Raw genomic sequence first — 18781 nt, 5'->3', positions numbered from 1 at the left:
CCATTTGGCGTTTCTAATGCTGGACGTTCGTAATTGTCTACGGAATAGGGGTTCACACTTTACTCCAAGAGTTGTCAAACTCGTTATGTAACTGGCTATCTAGGCCGTAATGGTAAACTTTAGTGCTAATTGACGCAAGCTCGCGTCAGCCACTAGGCCCTGGGCTTATTGCTGTAAGTGGTAAATAATGGCTTGGCGTGAACGTCGTATAAACCTTAACAGCAATAAAGCTGCAGCGATTGATAAGCCTACGATGATACCAATCCAAAAGCCTTCGACTTTAAGTCCTTGATACTCCGCCAGATAATAACCAATGGGAAAGCCGAATACCCAATAAGCCACGGTCATGTAAATCATTGGCCACTTGGTATCTTTCATGCCGCGAAGTGCTCCGGCGCTGTTGATTTGTAAGCCGTCAGAGAACTGGAAGATTGCGGCTAGGAATATCAAGCTAGCTGCTAAATTGATGAGTTCAGGGTTGTCGGTATAAAAACCCACAAAATCATGCCTAAAGAGGAGCATCAGCGTTACTGATACTGCCTGAAAGAAAACGCTAAGTCCGATCCCACAAAATCCTGCGAGTCGCATTTGACGGTAGTTTTGTTTGCCTTGCCAGAAGCCTACGCGTGCTGTGATAGCGACTGAGAGCCCTAGCGGCACCATGAAGGCGACCGTAGCGATGTTCATGGCAATTTGATGGGCACCCGTTAAGTCGACACCGTAGCGCGCGACCATTATGCCAATCATACCAAAAAGGCTCACTTCCATGAACATACCTACTGCGATAGGCGAGCCGATGGAGAAATACTCCTTAACCAAGCTCCATTTTGGCCACTGGATGTTTTTGAAAATATCTAGGTGCTTATAGCGGTGATTTTTGTAGGTATAAAGTAGTAAGAATAAAAATAGAATGGTCCAAACGAGGCTGGTGGCATAGCCTACGCCGACAGCTCCCATGGCTGGTAGACCAAAGCCACCATAGATAAACCAGGTATTGAACAAAATATTAAAGGGGATCACGCAGAACGAACACACCATGATAGCTTTAGTCGAGAAAAGCCCCTCATTAGAAGCCCTAAGTGCTAGAAATAAGAAAGCCGACAAAGCGCCCCAGCTCAAAGCATGCAGATACTCAGCTGTAAGCCCTGCAATATCTGGTGTCACGCCCATCAGTAATAGTGGCGCTTCCATGTTTCTTAGGATAAAAAATACGATGATGCCGAAGATGAGGCCAATAAACTGCCCCATCTGAAAGGTTTTGCCGATTTCCTTGTATTGTCCTTGGCCATTAAAATGTGAAACCATTGGATTTAAAGCGAAACTGAGGCCTAAGTACAAAGAAAAAACAATCATAAAAGTATTGGCACCAGTACCCACTGCTGCCAAGGCGTGTTTGCTGTAATTACCAGCCATCAAGGTATCGACTACGCCTAATGTCATTTGTGCTAGCTGGGCGAGAATTGCAGGTATTGCGACTTTTATTAGGGCGCTACTTTCTTCACCAATTTGGCGTAATGAATGTTTTTCCATGATGGTTCTTCTATGGTTTGGTTGCTATCAACGCTTATGAAACTAAGCTTCAGGCAAGCTTAGTGCGCCAAGGGCAAAGCCGTGGGTCAAGAACTCGCCTAGTGGCAGCCGAGGCAGCTCTTCTAATTCATTCTTACTTAATACTAGGTTTTGATTAAGTTTTTGTATAGCTTCTGCGAGCCCTTTGGGGAACTGAAAATAAATACCATTGATGAAGGTTAGTAGGGCTTGCTCGTATTCAAAATAAGCGATCCTAGCTAGAGGGTGCAGAACAACGCCTTCAGACATAGCAATTTCGGATAACTCTTGAGACTTAGCGAGGCTAACGGTTTCAAGCATTTCAGGGTATTTTAACTCAGTAACAGTTTTCCCTGAAGCAATCAGCAACTCTCTTTTATTGAGAAGTTTAGCAATTTCCTGTTGCGACCACTCGGGAAGCTCTGAGTGAAGCGCCCCTAAGGCATGATACTTTTTCAGCTTACCCTCGTCGTGCCATAAACTATCAAACTCTAGCGAAGCGGAGCTTAATATAGAGTCCAAAATAGAGCCGATATTGGGCGCTCTAAAGCCAATTGAGTAACAAATACTATTGTCTATGGAAATGCCCCAGTGTGGCGTTCCAGGTGGGATATATAGCACATCCCCTGGATTGACTATAACGTCGATCGTCGCCTCGAAAGGCTCTACTTGAGCAATTTGAGGATGGGGGTTGATAGAGCTGACTTTTTGCCCTTTATAACCCACGCGCCAACGTCTTTGTCCTTCACCTTGAACTAAAAACACATCGTACTTATCCAAGTGTGGGCCTACGCCACCGTTTGCTGTGGCGAATGACACCATTATGTCATCAAGGCGCCAACGGGGTAAGAAGTGACAGGCTTTAGTCAATTCCTGTAAAGGCGGGTGGAAGTAATCTAGGGACTGAACGAGTAGCGTCCAGTTTTCTTCGCCGAGATTCTCAAAGGTATCTTCTTGCAGCGGTCCATGGGATAGCTGCCAGCGCTGATGTTGAGAGTGTTGCTCAGGATTCTGGCGGTTGACCTTGTTTTGAATGAGGCGGGATTCTATATCATCATCTAAACTGTATCCCGCCAATTCTTCAGCGGTTATGAGTGCAGGATCGCCGGAGAAGCCACCGCGAATAAGCAATGGCTTCTTTTGCCAGTAGTCCGAAAGGAATTCCTCTGGACTCATATCTCCTAACATATTAGATTCGATCTGCACCATAACAACTTGTTTTACAATATATAATCTGTGAAGTTTAAATCGACTTGGCCTGAGACACTGCGTTACCAATATAAGTCGCAGGCGTTAACTCTTTCAGGCGATCTTTTTCTTCCTGTGGAAGCTCAAGACTGTCGATAAAGGCTTTTAAGTCTTCCTGAGTGACACGTTTGCCACGAGTCAATTCTTTCAGCTTCTCGTACGGATTGGGAATAGCGTAGCGACGCATGACCGTTTGGATCGGCTCGGCTAACAGTTCCCAGTTCGAGTTCAACTCATCGAGTAAAGACTTCTCATTGACTTCAAGCTTAGAAATACCTTTTAAAGTTGCTTGATATGCGATAACGCTGTGCGCAAAGCCTACGCCTAGAACACGCTGTACGGTAGAGTCGGAAAGGTCACGCTGCCAACGCGAAACTGGAAGTTTCATGGCTAGATGGTCAAACAATGCATTAGCGATGCCCAAGTTACCTTCTGAGTTTTCGAAGTCGATAGGATTTACTTTGTGTGGCATGGTTGATGAACCAATTTCACCAGCAATGGTTTTTTGCTTAAAGTGGCCAAGCGCAATATAGCCCCAAACATCACGGTCAAAATCTAAGATGATAGTGTTGTATCGTGCGATAGCGTCGAACAACTCAGCCATGTAGTCGTGTGGCTCGATCTGTGTGGTGTAAGCATTCCAAGTTAAGCCTAAAGACGTTACAAACTCTTCGGCGAAGCTTTGCCAATCGAAATCCGGATAGGCTGAGAGGTGCGCGTTATAGTTACCCACAGCGCCGTTAATCTTGCCTAAAAACTCTTGCTTTTGTATGTGCTTTAGCTGACGCTCTAAACGGTAAACCACGTTCGCCATTTCCTTGCCCATCGTGGAAGGAGATGCTGGTTGGCCATGTGTGCGAGACATCATTGGAATGTTCACAAACTGTGCTGCTAGATCACGGATCGAATTCACAACTTGCTTTTGATAATCAAGCAAGGCTTCAGTACCTTCTTTAAGCATCAAAGCATAAGACAGGTTGTTGATATCTTCAGAGGTACAGGCGAAGTGAATAAACTCACTGACTTTGGCAACTTCGTCGTTTGTTTCAACTTGCTCTTTTAAGAAGTACTCAACGGCTTTTACGTCGTGGTTAGTGGTACGCTCGATTTCTTTAATACGGTTAGCGTTTTCTTCTGAGAAGTTAGCAACGATATTGTCTAAAAGAGTATTGGCAGCGTCCGAAAACTCTGGAACTTCCTTAATTTCAGCAGCTTTAGAAAGTGCCTGTAACCAACGAACCTCAACGGTTACGCGGTATTTTAAGAGTCCATACTCGCTGAAAATTGGACGTAAATCGGCTGCTTTTGAACCATAGCGACCATCGACTGGGGATATTGCTGTTAAAGCGGAAAGTTGCATCGTCATACCTTATCCGTAAAAGCTAAAGTTAATCAATTCTTAGAAGTCGCCGATCATACCTTAACTGCTTGCTTTTCGCACCTTTTGTCACAACAAAACTTATAATGAAAAGCATAACTAAAACCAAGCTAAACTGGCTTAATGAGGAGTGAGTTAGCCTATGCTTTATCATTACCCTGGCTTATAAGGTTATGGGGATGGCTAGAGAGAAAGCCTAGGGCCTTTGAGGACAAACTGAATAAGATAGGTCTCACATTATTCAGATGCTGTGTTATAATCAGCCGCCGATTTTCGGAGGAGTTAGCTAAAAATGAATCAAATTAGTTTAAAAATCGTCCAAATTGTCCGAATTGATAGCTAACGACAATTTACTGGGCTTTCCTTCGTAAAAGATAGAATTTGCCAAAATGAGGAAAATAGCGTGTTAGAAGCATACAGAAAACATGTAGCAGAACGTGCTGAGCAAGGTATTCCACCTTTGCCTTTGAGCGCCGAACAAGTCAACGAGCTTGTTGAATTATTGAAAAACCCACCTGCTGGTGAGGAAGCGTTTTTAGTTGAGTTATTGACTGATCGTGTTCCTCCAGGCGTTGATGAAGCTGCTTATGTCAAAGCAGGTTTTTTAGCGGCGATTGCAAAAGGCGAAGCAGAATCACCTTTAGTGAACAAAGAACACGCTGTGAAACTATTAGGTACTATGCTTGGTGGTTATAACATCGCAACTTTGGTTGAGCTTTTAGACGATAAAGACTTAGCAGAGCTAGCGGGCGAGCAGTTGAAAGACACTTTGTTAATGTTCGACGCGTTCCATGATGTTGCTGAGAAAGCAGACAAAGGCAACCAAGTAGCTAAAGATGTGATCAAGTCTTGGGCGGAAGGCGAGTGGTTCACTAAAAAGCCAAAGCTAGAAGAAAAAATCACACTAACAGTGTTCAAAGTTCCTGGTGAAACAAACACAGATGACTTGTCTCCAGCGCAAGACGCTTGGTCACGTCCTGATATTCCATTGCACTCTTTAGCAATGTTAAAGAATGCTCGTGAAGGCATCACTCCTGATAAAGAAGGCGAAATCGGTCCTATTAGCACGATCGAAAAGCTTGAAGAAAAAGGTCACCCAATCGTTTATGTAGGCGATGTAGTTGGTACTGGCTCTTCGCGTAAATCTGCCACTAACTCTGTCTTGTGGTTGATGGGTAACGATATCCCGCACGTTCCTAACAAACGCGCTGGTGGTTTCTGTTTCGGTAGTAATATCGCACCAATTTTCTATAACACCATGAAAGATGCAGGCGCTATGCCGGTTGAGCTAGACGTATCTAAAATGGAGATGGGTGACGTTATCGACTTCTACCCATACGAAGGTAAAGTTACTAAAAACGGCGAAGTTATTGCTGAGTTCGAATACGACAGCAAAGTGATTTTCGACGAAGTTCAAGCTGGCGGACGTATTCCGTTAATTATTGGTCGTGGTTTAACTGAGCGTGCTCGTGAGTATATGGGCCTTGAAGCTAATGATTTGTTCCGTAACGCTGAAGACGTTAAGGATACAGGTAAAGGTTATACATTGGCTCAGAAAATGGTTGGTCGTGCTTGTGGTGTTGAAGGTGTTCGTGCCGGTCAATACTGCGTTCCAAAAATGACAACTGTTGGCTCGCAAGATACCACAGGTCCTATGACTCGTGATGAGCTGAAAGACTTGGCTTGCTTAGGCTTCTCTGCTGATTTAGTGATGCAGTCATTCTGTCACACAGCAGCATATCCAAAGCCTGTTGATGTAGATACGCAACACACATTACCTGACTTCATTATGAATCGTGGTGGTGTTTCATTGCGTCCTGGCGACGGTATTATCCACAGCTGGTTGAACCGTATGTTGCTACCTGACACAGTTGGTACGGGTGGTGACTCACATACGCGTTTCCCATTAGGTATTTCGTTCCCAGCGGGTTCTGGTTTGGTTGCTTTCGCAGCTGCCACAGGTGTTATGCCACTTGATATGCCTGAGTCAGTTTTGGTTCGCTTTAAAGGTAAGCGTCAGCCTGGTATTACATTACGTGACCTTGTACACGCAATTCCTTACCAAGCGATTCAAGACGGTCTTCTTACTGTTGAAAAAGCCGGTAAGAAAAACATCTTCTCTGGCCGAATTCTTGAGATTGAAGGTCTTGAAGACTTAACTGCTGAGCAGGCATTCGAGCTTTCTGATGCTTCAGCTGAGCGCTCTGCTGCTGGTTGTACTATTAAACTTAGTGAAGAGTCAGTTGCCGAATACCTAGAGTCGAACATCGTACTATTGAAGTGGATGATCTCGAACGGTTACGGTGATGAGCGCACGATCTCTCGTCGTATCGAAAAAATGCAGGAGTGGTTGGATAACCCAAGCTTACTAACTGCTGACGAAGATGCTGAGTACACGGCAGTTATCGAAATCGATATGGATAACTTAAAAGAGCCTGTTCTTTGTGCGCCTAACGATCCAGATGATGCGCGTTTACTAAGCGAAGTTGCTGGCGATACCATTGATGAAGTATTCATCGGTTCTTGTATGACTAACATTGGTCACTTCCGCGCTGCGGCTAAATTGCTAGAAGATGTTGAACCTGGCACATTAGCAACACGTCTTTGGATTGCGCCGCCAACGAAGATGGATGAGCACCAACTGATGGAAGAAGGGCATTACAATACCTTTGGACGATCAGGAGCTCGTTTAGAGATGCCTGGTTGTTCACTGTGTATGGGTAACCAAGCACGTGTAGCACCAAAGTCTACAGTTGTTTCAACTTCTACTCGTAACTTCCCGAACCGCTTAGGTCAGGGCGCAAACGTTTACTTAGCTTCTGCTGAATTAGCATCTGTAGCTGCTGTAATTGGTCGTCTGCCTTCGGTTGAAGAGTATATGGAGTACGCTAAGAAGATTGATTCAATGGCGGATGACATTTATGTTTATATGAACTTCCACCAGATGGAAGAGTATAAGCAACAAGCTAACAAGGTGACTATCCCTGTAACGAATAAAGTTACAGTTGGTGCCTAGTAAGCACTCCTAAAAAAGCCCGCATTAAGCGGGCTTTTTTGTGTTTGTACTATTTTACTTTATCAGTGTTTAGTGCTTTTTAGCCTTTTTGGAATATTCTTTTAGGCTGACAACCTTGTTATCAAACAGAACGCTATGATGAAGGTTATCAAAGTATTTTGTTTCGAATTGCTTTAGTGATAATGGCGGATCAAAGTAAAAACCTTGAAATAAACAGCACTGTTCAGCCAGTAGATAATTTAACTGCTCTTTTGTTTCTACACCTTCAGCAATAACTTCTAACCCCATGTCGTGGCTCATATTGATGATAGTGTTAATAATAGTTTCGCTATCTGGATCGCCGGGAATATCTTTTACGAAGGAGCGGTCAATCTTAAGTTTGTCTAGTGGCAATCTTTTAAGATAATTGAGCGACGAGTAGCCGGTACCAAAGTCATCAATCGAAAGCTTTAAGCCAAGGTTTCTTAGCTGATTCAGGACTTCTATAGAAGCCCTTCCTTCGTGGAGAAGCACGGTCTCGGTTATCTCTAACTCTAACAAATGTGGAGGTATTTGAGTTTGCTCTAGTAGCTTCTCAATATAATGCACTAAATCAGAATTTCGGATTTGAACAGCCGATAAATTCACAGTAATGAAAGGGGAGTAACCATAAGTTTCTAACCAATATTTGATTTGGTGACAGACTTGCTTAAGTACCCACTCGCCAATAGGGATGATTAAATGATTTTGCTCAGCAATTGGAATAAACTCTGTAGGCGAAACAATTCCCTCGGTTGGGTGGCTCCAGCGGAGTAGAGCTTCTGCGCCGATGCATTTATAGTCATCGTCGGCAATTTGAGGCTGAAACCTTAAGATAAACCGAGACTCTTGCAGTGCTTTGTGTAACTCACTTTCGAGCACTTGCCGTCTAACCACAGCCTTTTCCATGGCTCTTGTGAATACCGCATAGCGATTTCTTCCCATCGATTCGGCGTAGTACATAGCGGTTTCAGCACGCTTAATTATAGATTCAACAGTCTTGGCGCTACTAGGGTAGATCACAATCCCGATACTTGCAGTTGTAAAAAGTTTATTGCCTTCAAACTCATACTCCTGCGCTATTGCGAAATTAATAGCCTCAGCTATATTTTTTGCGAAGCTTTCTGCTTTTGAAGGGTGACCACTTAAGTGGTTTAGGTGAACAATAAATTCATCGCCACTGTGGCGTGCTACAGTGTCTCCTTCTCTAACTTGGGATTTAATACGACGAGCCACTTCTTTTAAAAGCTCATCGCCTATAGCGTGTCCTAGAGAGTCGTTGATGTTTTTAAAATAATCCAAATCGATAAATAAGACGGCGCCACTATGCCCATAACTCTTTGTTAATACTAAGGATTGTTCCAATCGATCATTAAGCAAGAGCTTGTTTGGTAAACCTGTTAACAAGTCATGTTGCGCCATGTGTTTGATTTGGTTTTCGTAGGCTTTTGATTCGGTGATGTCAACGCCCACAGTCACTACAGAGGGGGTTCTGCTATAACGTGCAATAAAAGGGACTTTTGAGACGTTTAATACAAATTTTTCATCATCAACATTATAGGTTTCTATTTCTTTTTGCAGGGCATGAGCATCACGTCGTAATAACAATTCTTCGTCATCAAAAAGATTAGCCGCTTTTTGAGCTTTTTCCAGTATGTCTTTTTTATCGTGATGTTTTTTATTCGATCTATCGATACCAAAAAACTTAGAAGCGTAGCGGTTTGCTAGAATTAACTTACCGTTAGCGTTTGTGGCGAAAATCATGTGTGGTACAAGGTTAATAATCTGACGAATTTTATCGCTTTGCTCTTCTATATGCTGGGTTTTTATCTTTACTTGCTGGCGTAATAATAAAGAAATTAGGGCTAGCATGAGCAAAAGTCCGAGAACAGCCAATAGAACATAAATAACCCATGGTGGGATAGGTTGGTCTTGCTCTATTTCAGATAGGTACTTTTGTTTTAGGGCAAAGTAGGGCGACTCCTTATCGTAACGCCAAAGCTTAGTGTAGTGATCAATGGTTTTTAATAGGCTAGCGTTAGTGTTTTTTGCAGTGGCAAAGAGTACTTTTCTCGGCTCAAAGGCAATAGGAGTCTTTTTTACGAAATTATTAGAATAGCCATAGCTCACTAGGTTGCTGGTTACGAAAGCACTGACTTTCCTGCTCTGTAGCAGCTCAAAGGCTTCTTCGTAAGTACTAACCTCAATAAAGTTACACTCAATAATAAAAAGCTCGCACAATCCGGCCAGCTTTTCTCCATAGATTTCATTTTTGATAATGGCTATAGTTTTGCCAGATAAGCCAAGAATATTTTTCGGAGTTTCTTCTGAGCGATGGACAAAAACCTGTCCCCAGCCGGTTAGGATGCCTATATCGTTATAGTCTAAATATTTAGCGCGTTCTTCGGAATAAGAAATAAAAGGGATAAGGTCTATTTGATTATTTAATGCGGCAGGAATGACTTCTGGCCAATAAAGTCTGACCCATTCAAGCTCCCAGTGTTCAAGCTTAGCAAGCTCGTCCAGCAGCTCAACCATAAAGCCACTATAACTACCATCTGGGTTCACTTCCATAATAGGGGGCGCGTGGAACATAGCAACCCTTAAAGAACGTACGGGTTCTTCATTATCATGGTCAGCTTTAGCTCTAGTTGCGAACAGTTGAAGTAGGAACAAGCAAGCCACCAGCACTAGAGCTTTAAAGTTCAATCTATGCACAATTGTCCCCCTCAATTACACCACTTTATTATTTTTGCGGTGTTTTAGCAATATGATTAAGGTTTACCAATCTTGTTTCTACTAGGTCTAGATTCTAACCAGCGTAAAGCATCATTCTTATTTGAAAAGATACCAATTGGGTATCTTTGAGACAGTTTGGTAGCGTTGTTTTGTAGTTGGTTGGTATAAACTAGCTCGAGATAGTGCTTCTCCAGCACCGACATATTGCCCGTGCTTAAGGTGAAAGCAATGGCGCTGTATAAACTTTGGTGGGTTTCTGATTTTAAGTAAGTCCGACAGTCAGAAGACCAGTCAGCGATACCGTCTAATATTACTAATAACTGTGGCGACTTGGCGTGGTGTTGATGATATTCAGATGAAATATGTTGGTCGTTAGCCACAAAAAAGTCTTCGCAGAGCTCAACGTTATAGGGGAACTTCACGCACAGTATCTGGTTGTGGGATTCTATTATAGACGCACAACGATGTATCACAGAACCTTCCTGTATGTTTAGTGAATCGTTGTAATCAAAATTGTTGGACATCAAAGCAAAGACCTTTGTCGGTGTGGAATAAACAGCTGCATTATAGTGCTTTAGCTCTGAAATCATTGTTATATTGTTTAAAATATATACAAAAAGAGCAGCCCTAGGGCTGCTCTTAAACTTTTTTACATTGTTGAAATGTGAGTATTTGTTAAATCAATTTCTTATCTAACAATCTTCATTTCTTTAATGAGGTTTTGTGCATTATCAACATGCTCCATTACCCATAACATATAGGCGCTACTAACGTGTATTGAGCGATTGAGTTCTGGGTTGTAGTCCCAATCACCAATGATTGACTCATAAACACCATCAAATAATAAGCCTACAAACTCAGCATTGGCATTCATTGTTGGTGAACCTGAGTTACCGCCCGTAGTGTCCACTGTTGATAGGAAGTTGACTTGGACGCTGTTTAGCGCTGAGTCTTCGTACTCACCGTAAGTCTTGTTTTTAATCAGCTCAAGCTGCTTCTGTGGTGAGTTAAATGGCTCTTCACCAGTATGTTTAGCGCTAATACCTTCGAGCGTGGTAAATGGAGTCGCTAACATGCCGTCTTGAGGCGAGTAACCTTTGACGTTACCGTAAGTCACACGAAGTGTGCTATTAGCGTCAGCGTACACAGGCTTGCCTTTAGACTTATAGAAGTCGATGATGGCTGCCATGTATTGCGGACGTAACTTCTTGAACTTACCTGACTGCTCTTTGTCTTTAAGCTCTTTTTCGTGCTTTTCATCATATGTCGCAACAGCAAGCTGGATGAACGGATCGTCAGAGTTCTTAAAGTCTTCTACTGACTTGCCAACCCAGCTTAAACGAACGTCTTGATCGGTAAGCTTTGTTTTTGCGAACATGTCATCGACCTTGCGATTAAACTTATCAGCGTTGAACTTACCACTGATTCCCATGTATTTGTCATAGCTTTTAACACGATCTTTGGCTGGCAACTCCGCGTAAACGGCTACAAAGTGCTTGTATAAGGCTTTTTCAACATCAGCATCCCAGCGGCGGTTCATGCGTTTGAGGCCTTCTTTGATACGTGTTAAATCACGCTCTTGATAGCCAGGCTCTCGCTCTGCATCTGGTTTTTCGCTTTCAATGGCAAGGCGATAAAGTCGTGCCGCTGTTCCGCTCAATGTATCGCGGTTCATGCCCCATTTTTTCATCTGAACAGCTTGGTCTTTCAGATCTTCTTTAATTAAAGCATCTAGAGCTGCAAGCGCATCGCCGTGTTTTTCCTTCATCTCAGGGTTATCAAGCAACCAGGCTTCAAGCTCTGCTTCTAGCTTTTGCTTACGCTCAAGCAAATCACCTTTGCCATAGCTCTCGATCATGCTGCCCCAGTTTTTCTCGGCGTTGTTTAAGCCAGCTAGTGTGCTAGCGTACTTAACGCGCGCGTCGCTACCTTCTGGTGCGTTCTCTTTAATAATATCGATATATTTATGCAAAATCGTGCGGAAAGTAGGGTAGCTCCACTCGAATTGGTTCTCTACCTCAGCGCTAGTGCGGTAGCGGTTTGTGCGGCCTGGATAGCCAGTAACCATAACAAAATCATTCTCAGCAACACCGTTGGCGTTAACTTTTAAGAAATGCTCTGGCTCGTAAGGTACGTTGTCTTTTGAAAAGTCTGCAGGCTTACCATCTTTACCAACATAGGCACGATAAAAAGCGAAGTCACCGGTATGACGAGGCCACATCCAGTTATCAACGTCGCCACCATATTTACCAATGTGTGAAGACGGTGCATAAACTAAGCGTACGTCACGGATTTCCATTTGCTTGATTAAGTAATACTCTAAACCACCGTGGAAAGAGTACACATTACAGCGGAAACCTTCTTCAGCTTCGCAGTCTGCAACTAAAGATTTTTCTTTAGTTTCGACGGCCTTATAACGATCCATGCCAGACATTTCGTCTGTTAAACCATCGTTAATGCTGTCTGTAACGTTTGTAACATCTGTAGTCACATAAACACGCGAGCCTGGGGCTGCTGCTAATTCTTCTGAGAAGTCTTTTGCCAAAAAACCTTTTTCTAGTAAGTTATTTTCAGCTGTAGAGTTAAATTGAATACTACCGTAGGCACAGTGGTGGTTTGTCGCTACTAATCCCTTTGGTGATAGGAATGAAGCAGTACAGCCACCTAAACTAATCACGGCTCCCATCGGGAACTCTGTGAGCTTGGTTAGGTTTTTTGGGTCGATTTCTAAACCAGCTTCTTTAAGCTGATCTTCGATTTGAGGTAGTTGGTTTGGCTGCCACATACCTTCGTCTGCCATCAATGGCGATGCGGCTGTTGCTACTGAAAGAGCTACAGCTGACAATATCTTCTTCATGGAATATCCCCTGAAATCGCGGTTTATAGGTTTCTAAATTTTAGTCCAGCGTTAAATATAAAGAGATCAGCAACAATTTCCAGTGGGCGTTAGTAGTAAAATGTAAATAAGTGTTGCAGTAAAATTTATCGTTGTCGTTATTGTAGTTGTATTCCTGTACGCACCTACTAGAATTTTACGTTCATTTTTTGAACGAGCAAAAAACGAACCAAAAAACTCGCCCCAAAAGTTAGGTCCAAAGGACTTCCCTCAAGATTCAATATTACTATTCGAGCCGTCAAACGAAACCTCCTGTTTCGATTTGACTAAATTGGCCTGTCCTGTCCAATTTGCTCGGCAATATTGAGTCTTGAGGCTAACTTTTAAAGGGGAGCATGGTGTTGGCTGATACCGAAAGAAATAAATTGAAGGTTCTGAGTCTAGAGGTACGATTTATTTCGTGTAAAGAACGGCATTATGGTTCGGAGAGGTATCATTCTGTGGTTCGATCACGGGATTCAGTGTCTGTATTATATGGAAGTTTGTGTGGAGTGGCCGAAAACTTTAAAGTAGCGAACGATGGTGTGACGAGGTGGAAACGAGAAGAAAACTGCGTCATTGCGAGCCTACGGAGTAGGCGTGGCAATCTTTGGCAGATTGCCACGGTGCTTTGCAATACCTCGCAATGACAGTGCAGACAATGAAGTTAAACGTTCATTTCAGGAACGTTATCTGGAATAACTAAATCCGCTTCCGTTTTCTCTTTTATTTCTTCTACCGATACGCCTGGAGCACGTTCGATAAGGTGGAATGCACCATCTTTGATTTCCATTAAGGCGAGTTCAGTAATAACATGTTTAATGCACTGTGCGCCTGTTAGCGGAAGTGTACATTCTTTTAGAATCTTTGACTGACCGTGTTTATTGGCGTGTGTCATTGTAACAATGATGTTTTCTGCACCAGCAACTAAGTCCATCGCGCCACCCATGCCTTTAACCAATTTGCCTGGGATCATCCACGAAGCGATGTTGCCTTGCTGGTCAACTTCAAATGCGCCTAAAACAGTTAAATCAACGTGGCCACCGCGGATCATTGCAAAGCTTTCAGCTGAAGAGAAGAAGGCCGCGCCTGTAGCTGCAGTTACTGTTTGCTTACCAGCGTTGATAAGATCCGGATCAATAGTTTCTTCGGTCGGGAACTCGCCCATACCAAGCAAACCGTTTTCAGACTGCATCATTACCTCAACGCCTTTTGGAACATAGTTAGCGACGAGGGTAGGGATACCAATACCGAGGTTTACGTAGAAACCATCTTCTAATTCTTGCGCCACTCGCATGGCGATTTGTTCACGTGATAGTGCCATGATTGCGCTCCTTATGCTTTTACTGTGCGTTGTTCAATACGTTTCTCAAAGCTGTTACCTTTGATAACGCGTTGAACGTAAATACCTGGTGTATGGATAAAGTTAGGGTCTAACTCACCCGGCTCAACAATTTCTTCAACTTCCGCTACGGTGATTTTACCTGCAGTTGCCATCATTGGATTAAAGTTCATGGCTGTCTTGTTGAAGATTAAGTTACCCATGGTGTCAGCTTTCCACGCTTTAACTAGCGCGAAGTCTGCTGTTAGCGATGGCTCTAGTACATAGTCACGGCCATCAATATTACGAGTTTCTTTGCCTTCAGCAACTTTCGTACCGAAACCTGTTGCTGTGAAGAAAGCAGGGATGCCTGCGCCACCAGCACGAATTTTTTCAGCTAAAGTACCTTGTGGCGTTAGAATGACTTCCATCTCGCCAGATAATAATAACTTTTCAAACAATTCGTTTTCACCAACGTACGAACCGATCATAGTGCTGATTTGGCGTTTCTCTAACCACTTTCCTAAGCCAAAACCATCAACACCTGCGTTGTTTGAAATGGCCGTTAAGCCTTTGCAACCCATGTTATAAACTTGCTCAATTAAGCCTTCAGGGATACCGCAAAGGCCGAAACCGCCAACCATGACGGTCATATTGTCTTTGAAACCTTCTAAGGCTTCTTCGTAACTATTTACGACTTTATTAAAACCTGACATTCTAATTCCTCGTCATATTTTAAGAGTATTTATCATCACCAGTCCGGTGAGCTACTTTTTGCTACTTCCTAATAAAACTATTTTCTTTTAGAGAGCACTGCATTTGCTACACGCGATACAGGCTTTCTGCCTAATTGATCGGAAATATAGACTCCAGCATCAACCAGTTTATCTAAATCAATTCCAGTCTTGATACCAAGACCATTAAGCATGTAGACCACATCCTCTGTTGCAACATTGCCCGTAGCGCCAGGCGCATAAGGGCATCCGCCAAGACCAGCGACTGAGCTATCGATAGTGGTTACACCTAGCTCTAAGCAAGCATATAGATTTGCTAGCGCTTGTCCATAGGTATCATGGAAGTGGCAAGCAAGTTTGTCTACTGGAACCACTTTGCTCACAGCTTCAATCATGGCCTTTGCTTCTGCAGGTGTGCCGACGCCGATTGTATCGCCTAAAGAAATCTCATAGCAGCCTAGGTCGTATAAGTCTTTAGCGACTTTCGCTACTTGCTCGGGTGCAATCTCACCATCGAAGGGGCAGCCCAAGACGCAAGAAACATAGCCCCGCACTTTGATGCCGTGCTCTTTAGCAGCAGCTACGACTGGCTTAAAACGCTCAATTGACTCCGCTATAGAGCAGTTAATGTTTTTCTGCGAAAACCCTTCTGAAGCTGCTGCGAACACAGCAACTTCTTCGGCATTACCGGCGAGCGCACCCTCGAAGCCTTTGATGTTAGGCGTTAGTACTGGAAAAGTTACATCAGGATGAGCTTCCTTCAGTGGTTTCAACGCTTGCATCATTTCATGATGATCCGACATTTGTGGAACCCACTTCGGGGAAACAAATGCTGTGGCCTCGATATGCTTTTCGCCAGTCTCAATTAAGCGCTTAATCAGCTCGACTTTGACTTCTGTCGACACGGGCTGCTTTTCGTTTTGTAGCCCGTCACGAGGGCCCATCTCTACGATGCGCACCTCGCTAGGTAAATGCTCAATATGATCGTCTACCATTACCATGACAGTCTCCTAGTCTTCGCCAGCGTCTAATTTCAGTAGCTCAGCGCCATCGTCAACCAAGTCGCCAGCGGCATACATAACTTCTGCTACCGTTCCTGCGGTTGGTGCGTTAATCGTATGCTCCATTTTCATCGCTTCTAGGATGATTAGAGGCTGACCTGCTTCAACGCTATCACCTTCAGCAACTTTAACTTCGATAACGGTGCCAGGCATAGGTGCTGTTAAACTACCACCAGCTTCTTCTGACTCGCCATCTAAGCCGCGTTCGATTTTTTCTAGAACCTGATAGTTACCATTTACAAAGATATGGAGGCTAGTACCGTCGTCTACAACCGTCGCGTTATAGCGCTTACCAGAGGCGTCTAATCGCAGATTGTTGCCTTTAAGCTCTGCTGCGTGAATTTTGATTTCTTTTTCAGGCAACTCTAAAAGGTATTCGTGATCATAAGTCGCGCCATGATAATGGGTTGTGACTTCAACTTCGTTCGGAATGCTATCGACATAATCGATGTATTCGAACGAGTGATGATTATCAGTATTTAAACGCCAGCCACTTACCTGGTTCCAAGGAGAATAAGGGTCTTTACTGTTAGCTGCAGCTTCTTGCGCCGATTGTTGGCGTTTAACAAGCTGATAAACAGTGGCCGCAACTAAAGCATCTTCGTCCGCTGGCGCATCTTCTAAAATTAGCTCATCACGGTAGCGCTCGATGAAGTTTGTGTCTAAATCACAATCTTCAAACGCTTGGTTACCGGCTAAGGCTGATAAAAACTCAACGTTTGTCGTCAAGCCAACTACTTGATATTGAGCCAAAGCGCCTCTTAAGCGGGCTAGGGCAGAATTACGATCTTCGTCCCAAACGATTAACTTAGCAATCATTGGATCATAGTGAACTGAAACCGTGTCGCCTTGGCGCACACCAGTATCGATACGGATATGGTCACTTTCCTCAGGCGTACTTAAATGTAGCAGTGTACCTGTCGCAGGCAAGAAATCTTGTCTTGGGTCTTCGGCATAGATACGAACTTCAAAGGCATGACCGTTGATGCTTAAATCTTCTTGAGTCGCTGGCAATGTTTCACCATAAGCGACTTTTAACTGCCACTCGACCAAATCTTGGCCAGTGATTTTTTCAGTTACTGGATGCTCAACCTGCAGACGCGTATTCATCTCCATAAAGTAGAAAGAACCGTCTTCGTCATACAAAAATTCAACAGTACCAGCGCCAACGTAACCGATAGCTTGTGCTGCACGAATAGCGACCTCGCCCATCTTTTGACGGTTTTCTTCCGACATGCCGGGAGCAGGAGCTTCTTCGATGACTTTTTGGTGACGACGCTGTACAGAGCAATCGCGCTCAAACAAGTGAACAGCGTTGCCGTGCTTGTCTGCGAAAACCTGAATTTCAACGTGGCGCGGCTTGGTGATGTACTTTTCAACTAAGACCTTATCGTCGCCAAAAGACGCAGCCGACTCACGCTTACATGACGCTAGGCTGTTTTCAAAGTCTTCTGACTTCCAAACGATACGCATACCTTTACCACCGCCACCAGCGGTCGCTTTGATAATGACTGGATAACCAATATCATCGGCTTGCGATTTTAAGAAGTCTGGCTCTTGGTTTTCGCCATGATAGCCCTTAACCAATGGCACACCGGCCTTATCCATGATTTCTTTAGCCGCGGACTTAGAACCCATGGCAATAATGGCGCCTTCAGGAGGACCAATAAACTCGATATCGTTTTCTGCAAGAGCTTTAGCAAAGTCTGCATTCTCTGATAAGAAACCGTAACCAGGATGTACTGCTTGGGCACCTGTTTGTTTAGCCGCTTTAATGATTAGCTCAGGCTTCAGATAAGAGTCTTTAGCAGGAGCAGGGCCTAAATATATGGCTTCGTCCGCCATCGCAACGTGGCGAGCGTTTTTGTCGGCTTCGGAATATACCGCAACCGTACGAATTCCAAGTTTTTGCGCGGTTTGAATCACTCGACAGGCGATTTCACCACGGTTTGCAATTAATATTTTTGTAAACATAGATGCTTCCTTAACTGTCGCTGTCTGAGTTTTCGTTGTGGTTCGTCGAACCTACTGACCAATCAGCAGGACGCTTTTCTAAAAAGGCATTTAGACCTTCTTTGCCTTGCTCGCTCGCGCGAATATCAGCGATGCGCTTGGCGGTTTCGTCTAAGATGTCTTGATTAATCTCTTTCTCAGCAACGGCTTTTATTAAGCTTTTTGCGGCACGAACCGCTTGTGGGCCATTCGATAACAGACCAGCAATCATTTCATTAGCTTTTGCCACTAGTTCTTCTTCAGCAAAGACTTCGTGCACCAAGCCAAACTCTTTGGCTTGTGGTGCTTTAAAGCGCTCTGCCGTTAAGAAGTAGCGTTGCGCTTGGCGCTCGCCAATAGCCTTTACAACGTAAGGGCTGATAACTGCTGGAATCAAACCTAGCTTTACTTCAGACAAGCAGAAGCTCGCGCGCTCTGAGGCGATAACAATATCGCAACAAGCGACTAGACCAACGCCCCCACCAAAAGCCGCACCTTGAACCACGGCAACCGTAGGCTTACTGAGGTTGTAAATGGTATGCATCAATTCGGCTAAGCCTTGGGAGTCTTTGTAGTTTTCTTCCCAAGTGTAATCGGCCATGCGACGCATCCAGTTTAAGTCTGCGCCTGCTGAAAAGCTTTTTCCTTCTGCTTCTAAGACCACTACCTCAACGCTTGGATTCGCATCCATACGGCGGAAAGCCTGAGTCAAGTCAGCGATTAACTGATCGTCAAAAGCATTGTGGATTTCACCACGAGTCATGGTGATTCTACCAACGCCACGGCCTTCTGAACCTAGTTCTTTAGTATCAATTGAAATGTTTAGTGCTTCAGTCATATTCTCACTCATA

General features: G+C 43.9%; 12 protein-coding genes. 1 reads left to right on the top strand and 11 read right to left on the bottom strand.

Annotated features, from left to right (window positions below):
• Nucleotides 1–165: 165 nt before the first annotated feature.
• The 3 genes from DL796_RS11550 to purB all read right to left on the bottom strand — a co-directional run bounded on the left by DL796_RS11550 (nt 166) and on the right by purB (nt 4156).
• On the bottom strand, nt 166–1530 hold the full coding sequence (locus DL796_RS11550) for an MATE family efflux transporter (protein ID WP_110201870.1): 1365 nt from the start codon (nt 1528–1530) through the stop codon (nt 166–168).
• A gap of 42 nt (nt 1531–1572) precedes the next feature.
• Entirely contained in the window at nt 1573–2724 is a 1152-nt protein-coding gene (locus DL796_RS11545; RefSeq protein WP_227593073.1) for a cupin domain-containing protein, read from the bottom strand.
• Nucleotides 2725–2791: 67 nt separating this feature from the next.
• Nucleotides 2792–4156 (bottom strand): adenylosuccinate lyase, encoded by a 1365-nt coding sequence (gene purB / locus DL796_RS11540; RefSeq protein WP_110201868.1) that lies wholly within the window; start codon nt 4154–4156, stop codon nt 2792–2794.
• A gap of 421 nt (nt 4157–4577) precedes the next feature.
• Here purB and acnB point away from each other — a divergent pair, with 421 nt between their 5' ends.
• Entirely contained in the window at nt 4578–7190 is a 2613-nt protein-coding gene (gene acnB, locus DL796_RS11535) for a bifunctional aconitate hydratase 2/2-methylisocitrate dehydratase (RefSeq protein ID WP_110201867.1), read from the top strand.
• 69 nt (nt 7191–7259) lie between these two features.
• Here the strand turns inward: acnB and DL796_RS11530 are convergent, their stop codons facing one another.
• The 8 genes from DL796_RS11530 to DL796_RS11495 all read right to left on the bottom strand — a co-directional run bounded on the left by DL796_RS11530 (nt 7260) and on the right by DL796_RS11495 (nt 18780).
• On the bottom strand, nt 7260–9926 hold the full coding sequence (locus DL796_RS11530; protein ID WP_227593072.1) for an EAL domain-containing protein: 2667 nt from the start codon (nt 9924–9926) through the stop codon (nt 7260–7262).
• A 56-nt stretch (nt 9927–9982) separates the two neighbouring features.
• Nucleotides 9983–10471 carry a hypothetical protein gene (locus DL796_RS11525; RefSeq protein ID WP_146205090.1) on the bottom strand — a complete coding sequence of 163 codons (489 nt, stop codon included), beginning with the start codon at nt 10469–10471 and terminating at the stop codon, nt 9983–9985.
• 164 nt (nt 10472–10635) lie between these two features.
• Nucleotides 10636–12804, bottom strand: coding sequence for a S46 family peptidase (locus tag DL796_RS11520; RefSeq protein WP_110201865.1), 2169 nt, complete (start codon nt 12802–12804; stop codon nt 10636–10638).
• A 685-nt stretch (nt 12805–13489) separates the two neighbouring features.
• Nucleotides 13490–14146, bottom strand: coding sequence for a CoA transferase subunit B (locus DL796_RS11515; protein ID WP_110201864.1), 657 nt, complete (start codon nt 14144–14146; stop codon nt 13490–13492).
• 11 nt (nt 14147–14157) lie between these two features.
• The gene (locus DL796_RS11510; protein WP_110201863.1) at nt 14158–14859 is read right to left on the bottom strand and encodes a CoA transferase subunit A; all 702 of its coding nucleotides are present in this window, start codon (nt 14857–14859) and stop codon (nt 14158–14160) included.
• A 77-nt stretch (nt 14860–14936) separates the two neighbouring features.
• A complete protein-coding gene (locus tag DL796_RS11505; protein WP_110201862.1) occupies nt 14937–15878 on the bottom strand; it encodes a hydroxymethylglutaryl-CoA lyase in 942 nt (313 codons plus the stop codon).
• A gap of 9 nt (nt 15879–15887) precedes the next feature.
• Nucleotides 15888–17912 carry an acetyl-CoA carboxylase biotin carboxylase subunit gene (locus tag DL796_RS11500; RefSeq protein WP_110201861.1) on the bottom strand — a complete coding sequence of 675 codons (2025 nt, stop codon included), beginning with the start codon at nt 17910–17912 and terminating at the stop codon, nt 15888–15890.
• Between the two features lie 10 nt (nt 17913–17922).
• A complete protein-coding gene (locus tag DL796_RS11495; protein ID WP_170114272.1) occupies nt 17923–18780 on the bottom strand; it encodes an enoyl-CoA hydratase/isomerase family protein in 858 nt (285 codons plus the stop codon).
• Between the last annotated feature and the right edge of the window lies 1 nt (nt 18781).

The organism is Kangiella spongicola (assembly GCF_003194565.2).
Lineage (GTDB): Bacteria > Pseudomonadota > Gammaproteobacteria > Enterobacterales > Kangiellaceae > Kangiella > Kangiella spongicola.
Note: the sequence above shows the minus strand (reverse complement) of the source record. Positions and strands in the feature narration are given on the sequence as shown.

Coding starts and splice junctions, on each gene's coding strand:
- DL796_RS11525 (WP_146205090.1), bottom strand. CDS start 10,471: ATGTCCAACAATTTTGATTACAACGATTCACTAAACATACAGGAAGGT.
- purB (WP_110201868.1), bottom strand. CDS start 4,156: ATGCAACTTTCCGCTTTAACAGCAATATCCCCAGTCGATGGTCGCTAT.
- DL796_RS11520 (WP_110201865.1), bottom strand. CDS start 12,804: ATGAAGAAGATATTGTCAGCTGTAGCTCTTTCAGTAGCAACAGCCGCA.
- DL796_RS11500 (WP_110201861.1), bottom strand. CDS start 17,912: ATGTTTACAAAAATATTAATTGCAAACCGTGGTGAAATCGCCTGTCGA.
- DL796_RS11510 (WP_110201863.1), bottom strand. CDS start 14,859: ATGTCAGGTTTTAATAAAGTCGTAAATAGTTACGAAGAAGCCTTAGAA.
- DL796_RS11495 (WP_170114272.1), bottom strand. CDS start 18,780: ATGAGTGAGAATATGACTGAAGCACTAAACATTTCAATTGATACTAAA.
- DL796_RS11545 (WP_227593073.1), bottom strand. CDS start 2,724: ATGAGTCCAGAGGAATTCCTTTCGGACTACTGGCAAAAGAAGCCATTG.
- DL796_RS11515 (WP_110201864.1), bottom strand. CDS start 14,146: ATGGCACTATCACGTGAACAAATCGCCATGCGAGTGGCGCAAGAATTA.
- DL796_RS11505 (WP_110201862.1), bottom strand. CDS start 15,878: ATGGTAATGGTAGACGATCATATTGAGCATTTACCTAGCGAGGTGCGC.
- DL796_RS11550 (WP_110201870.1), bottom strand. CDS start 1,530: ATGGAAAAACATTCATTACGCCAAATTGGTGAAGAAAGTAGCGCCCTA.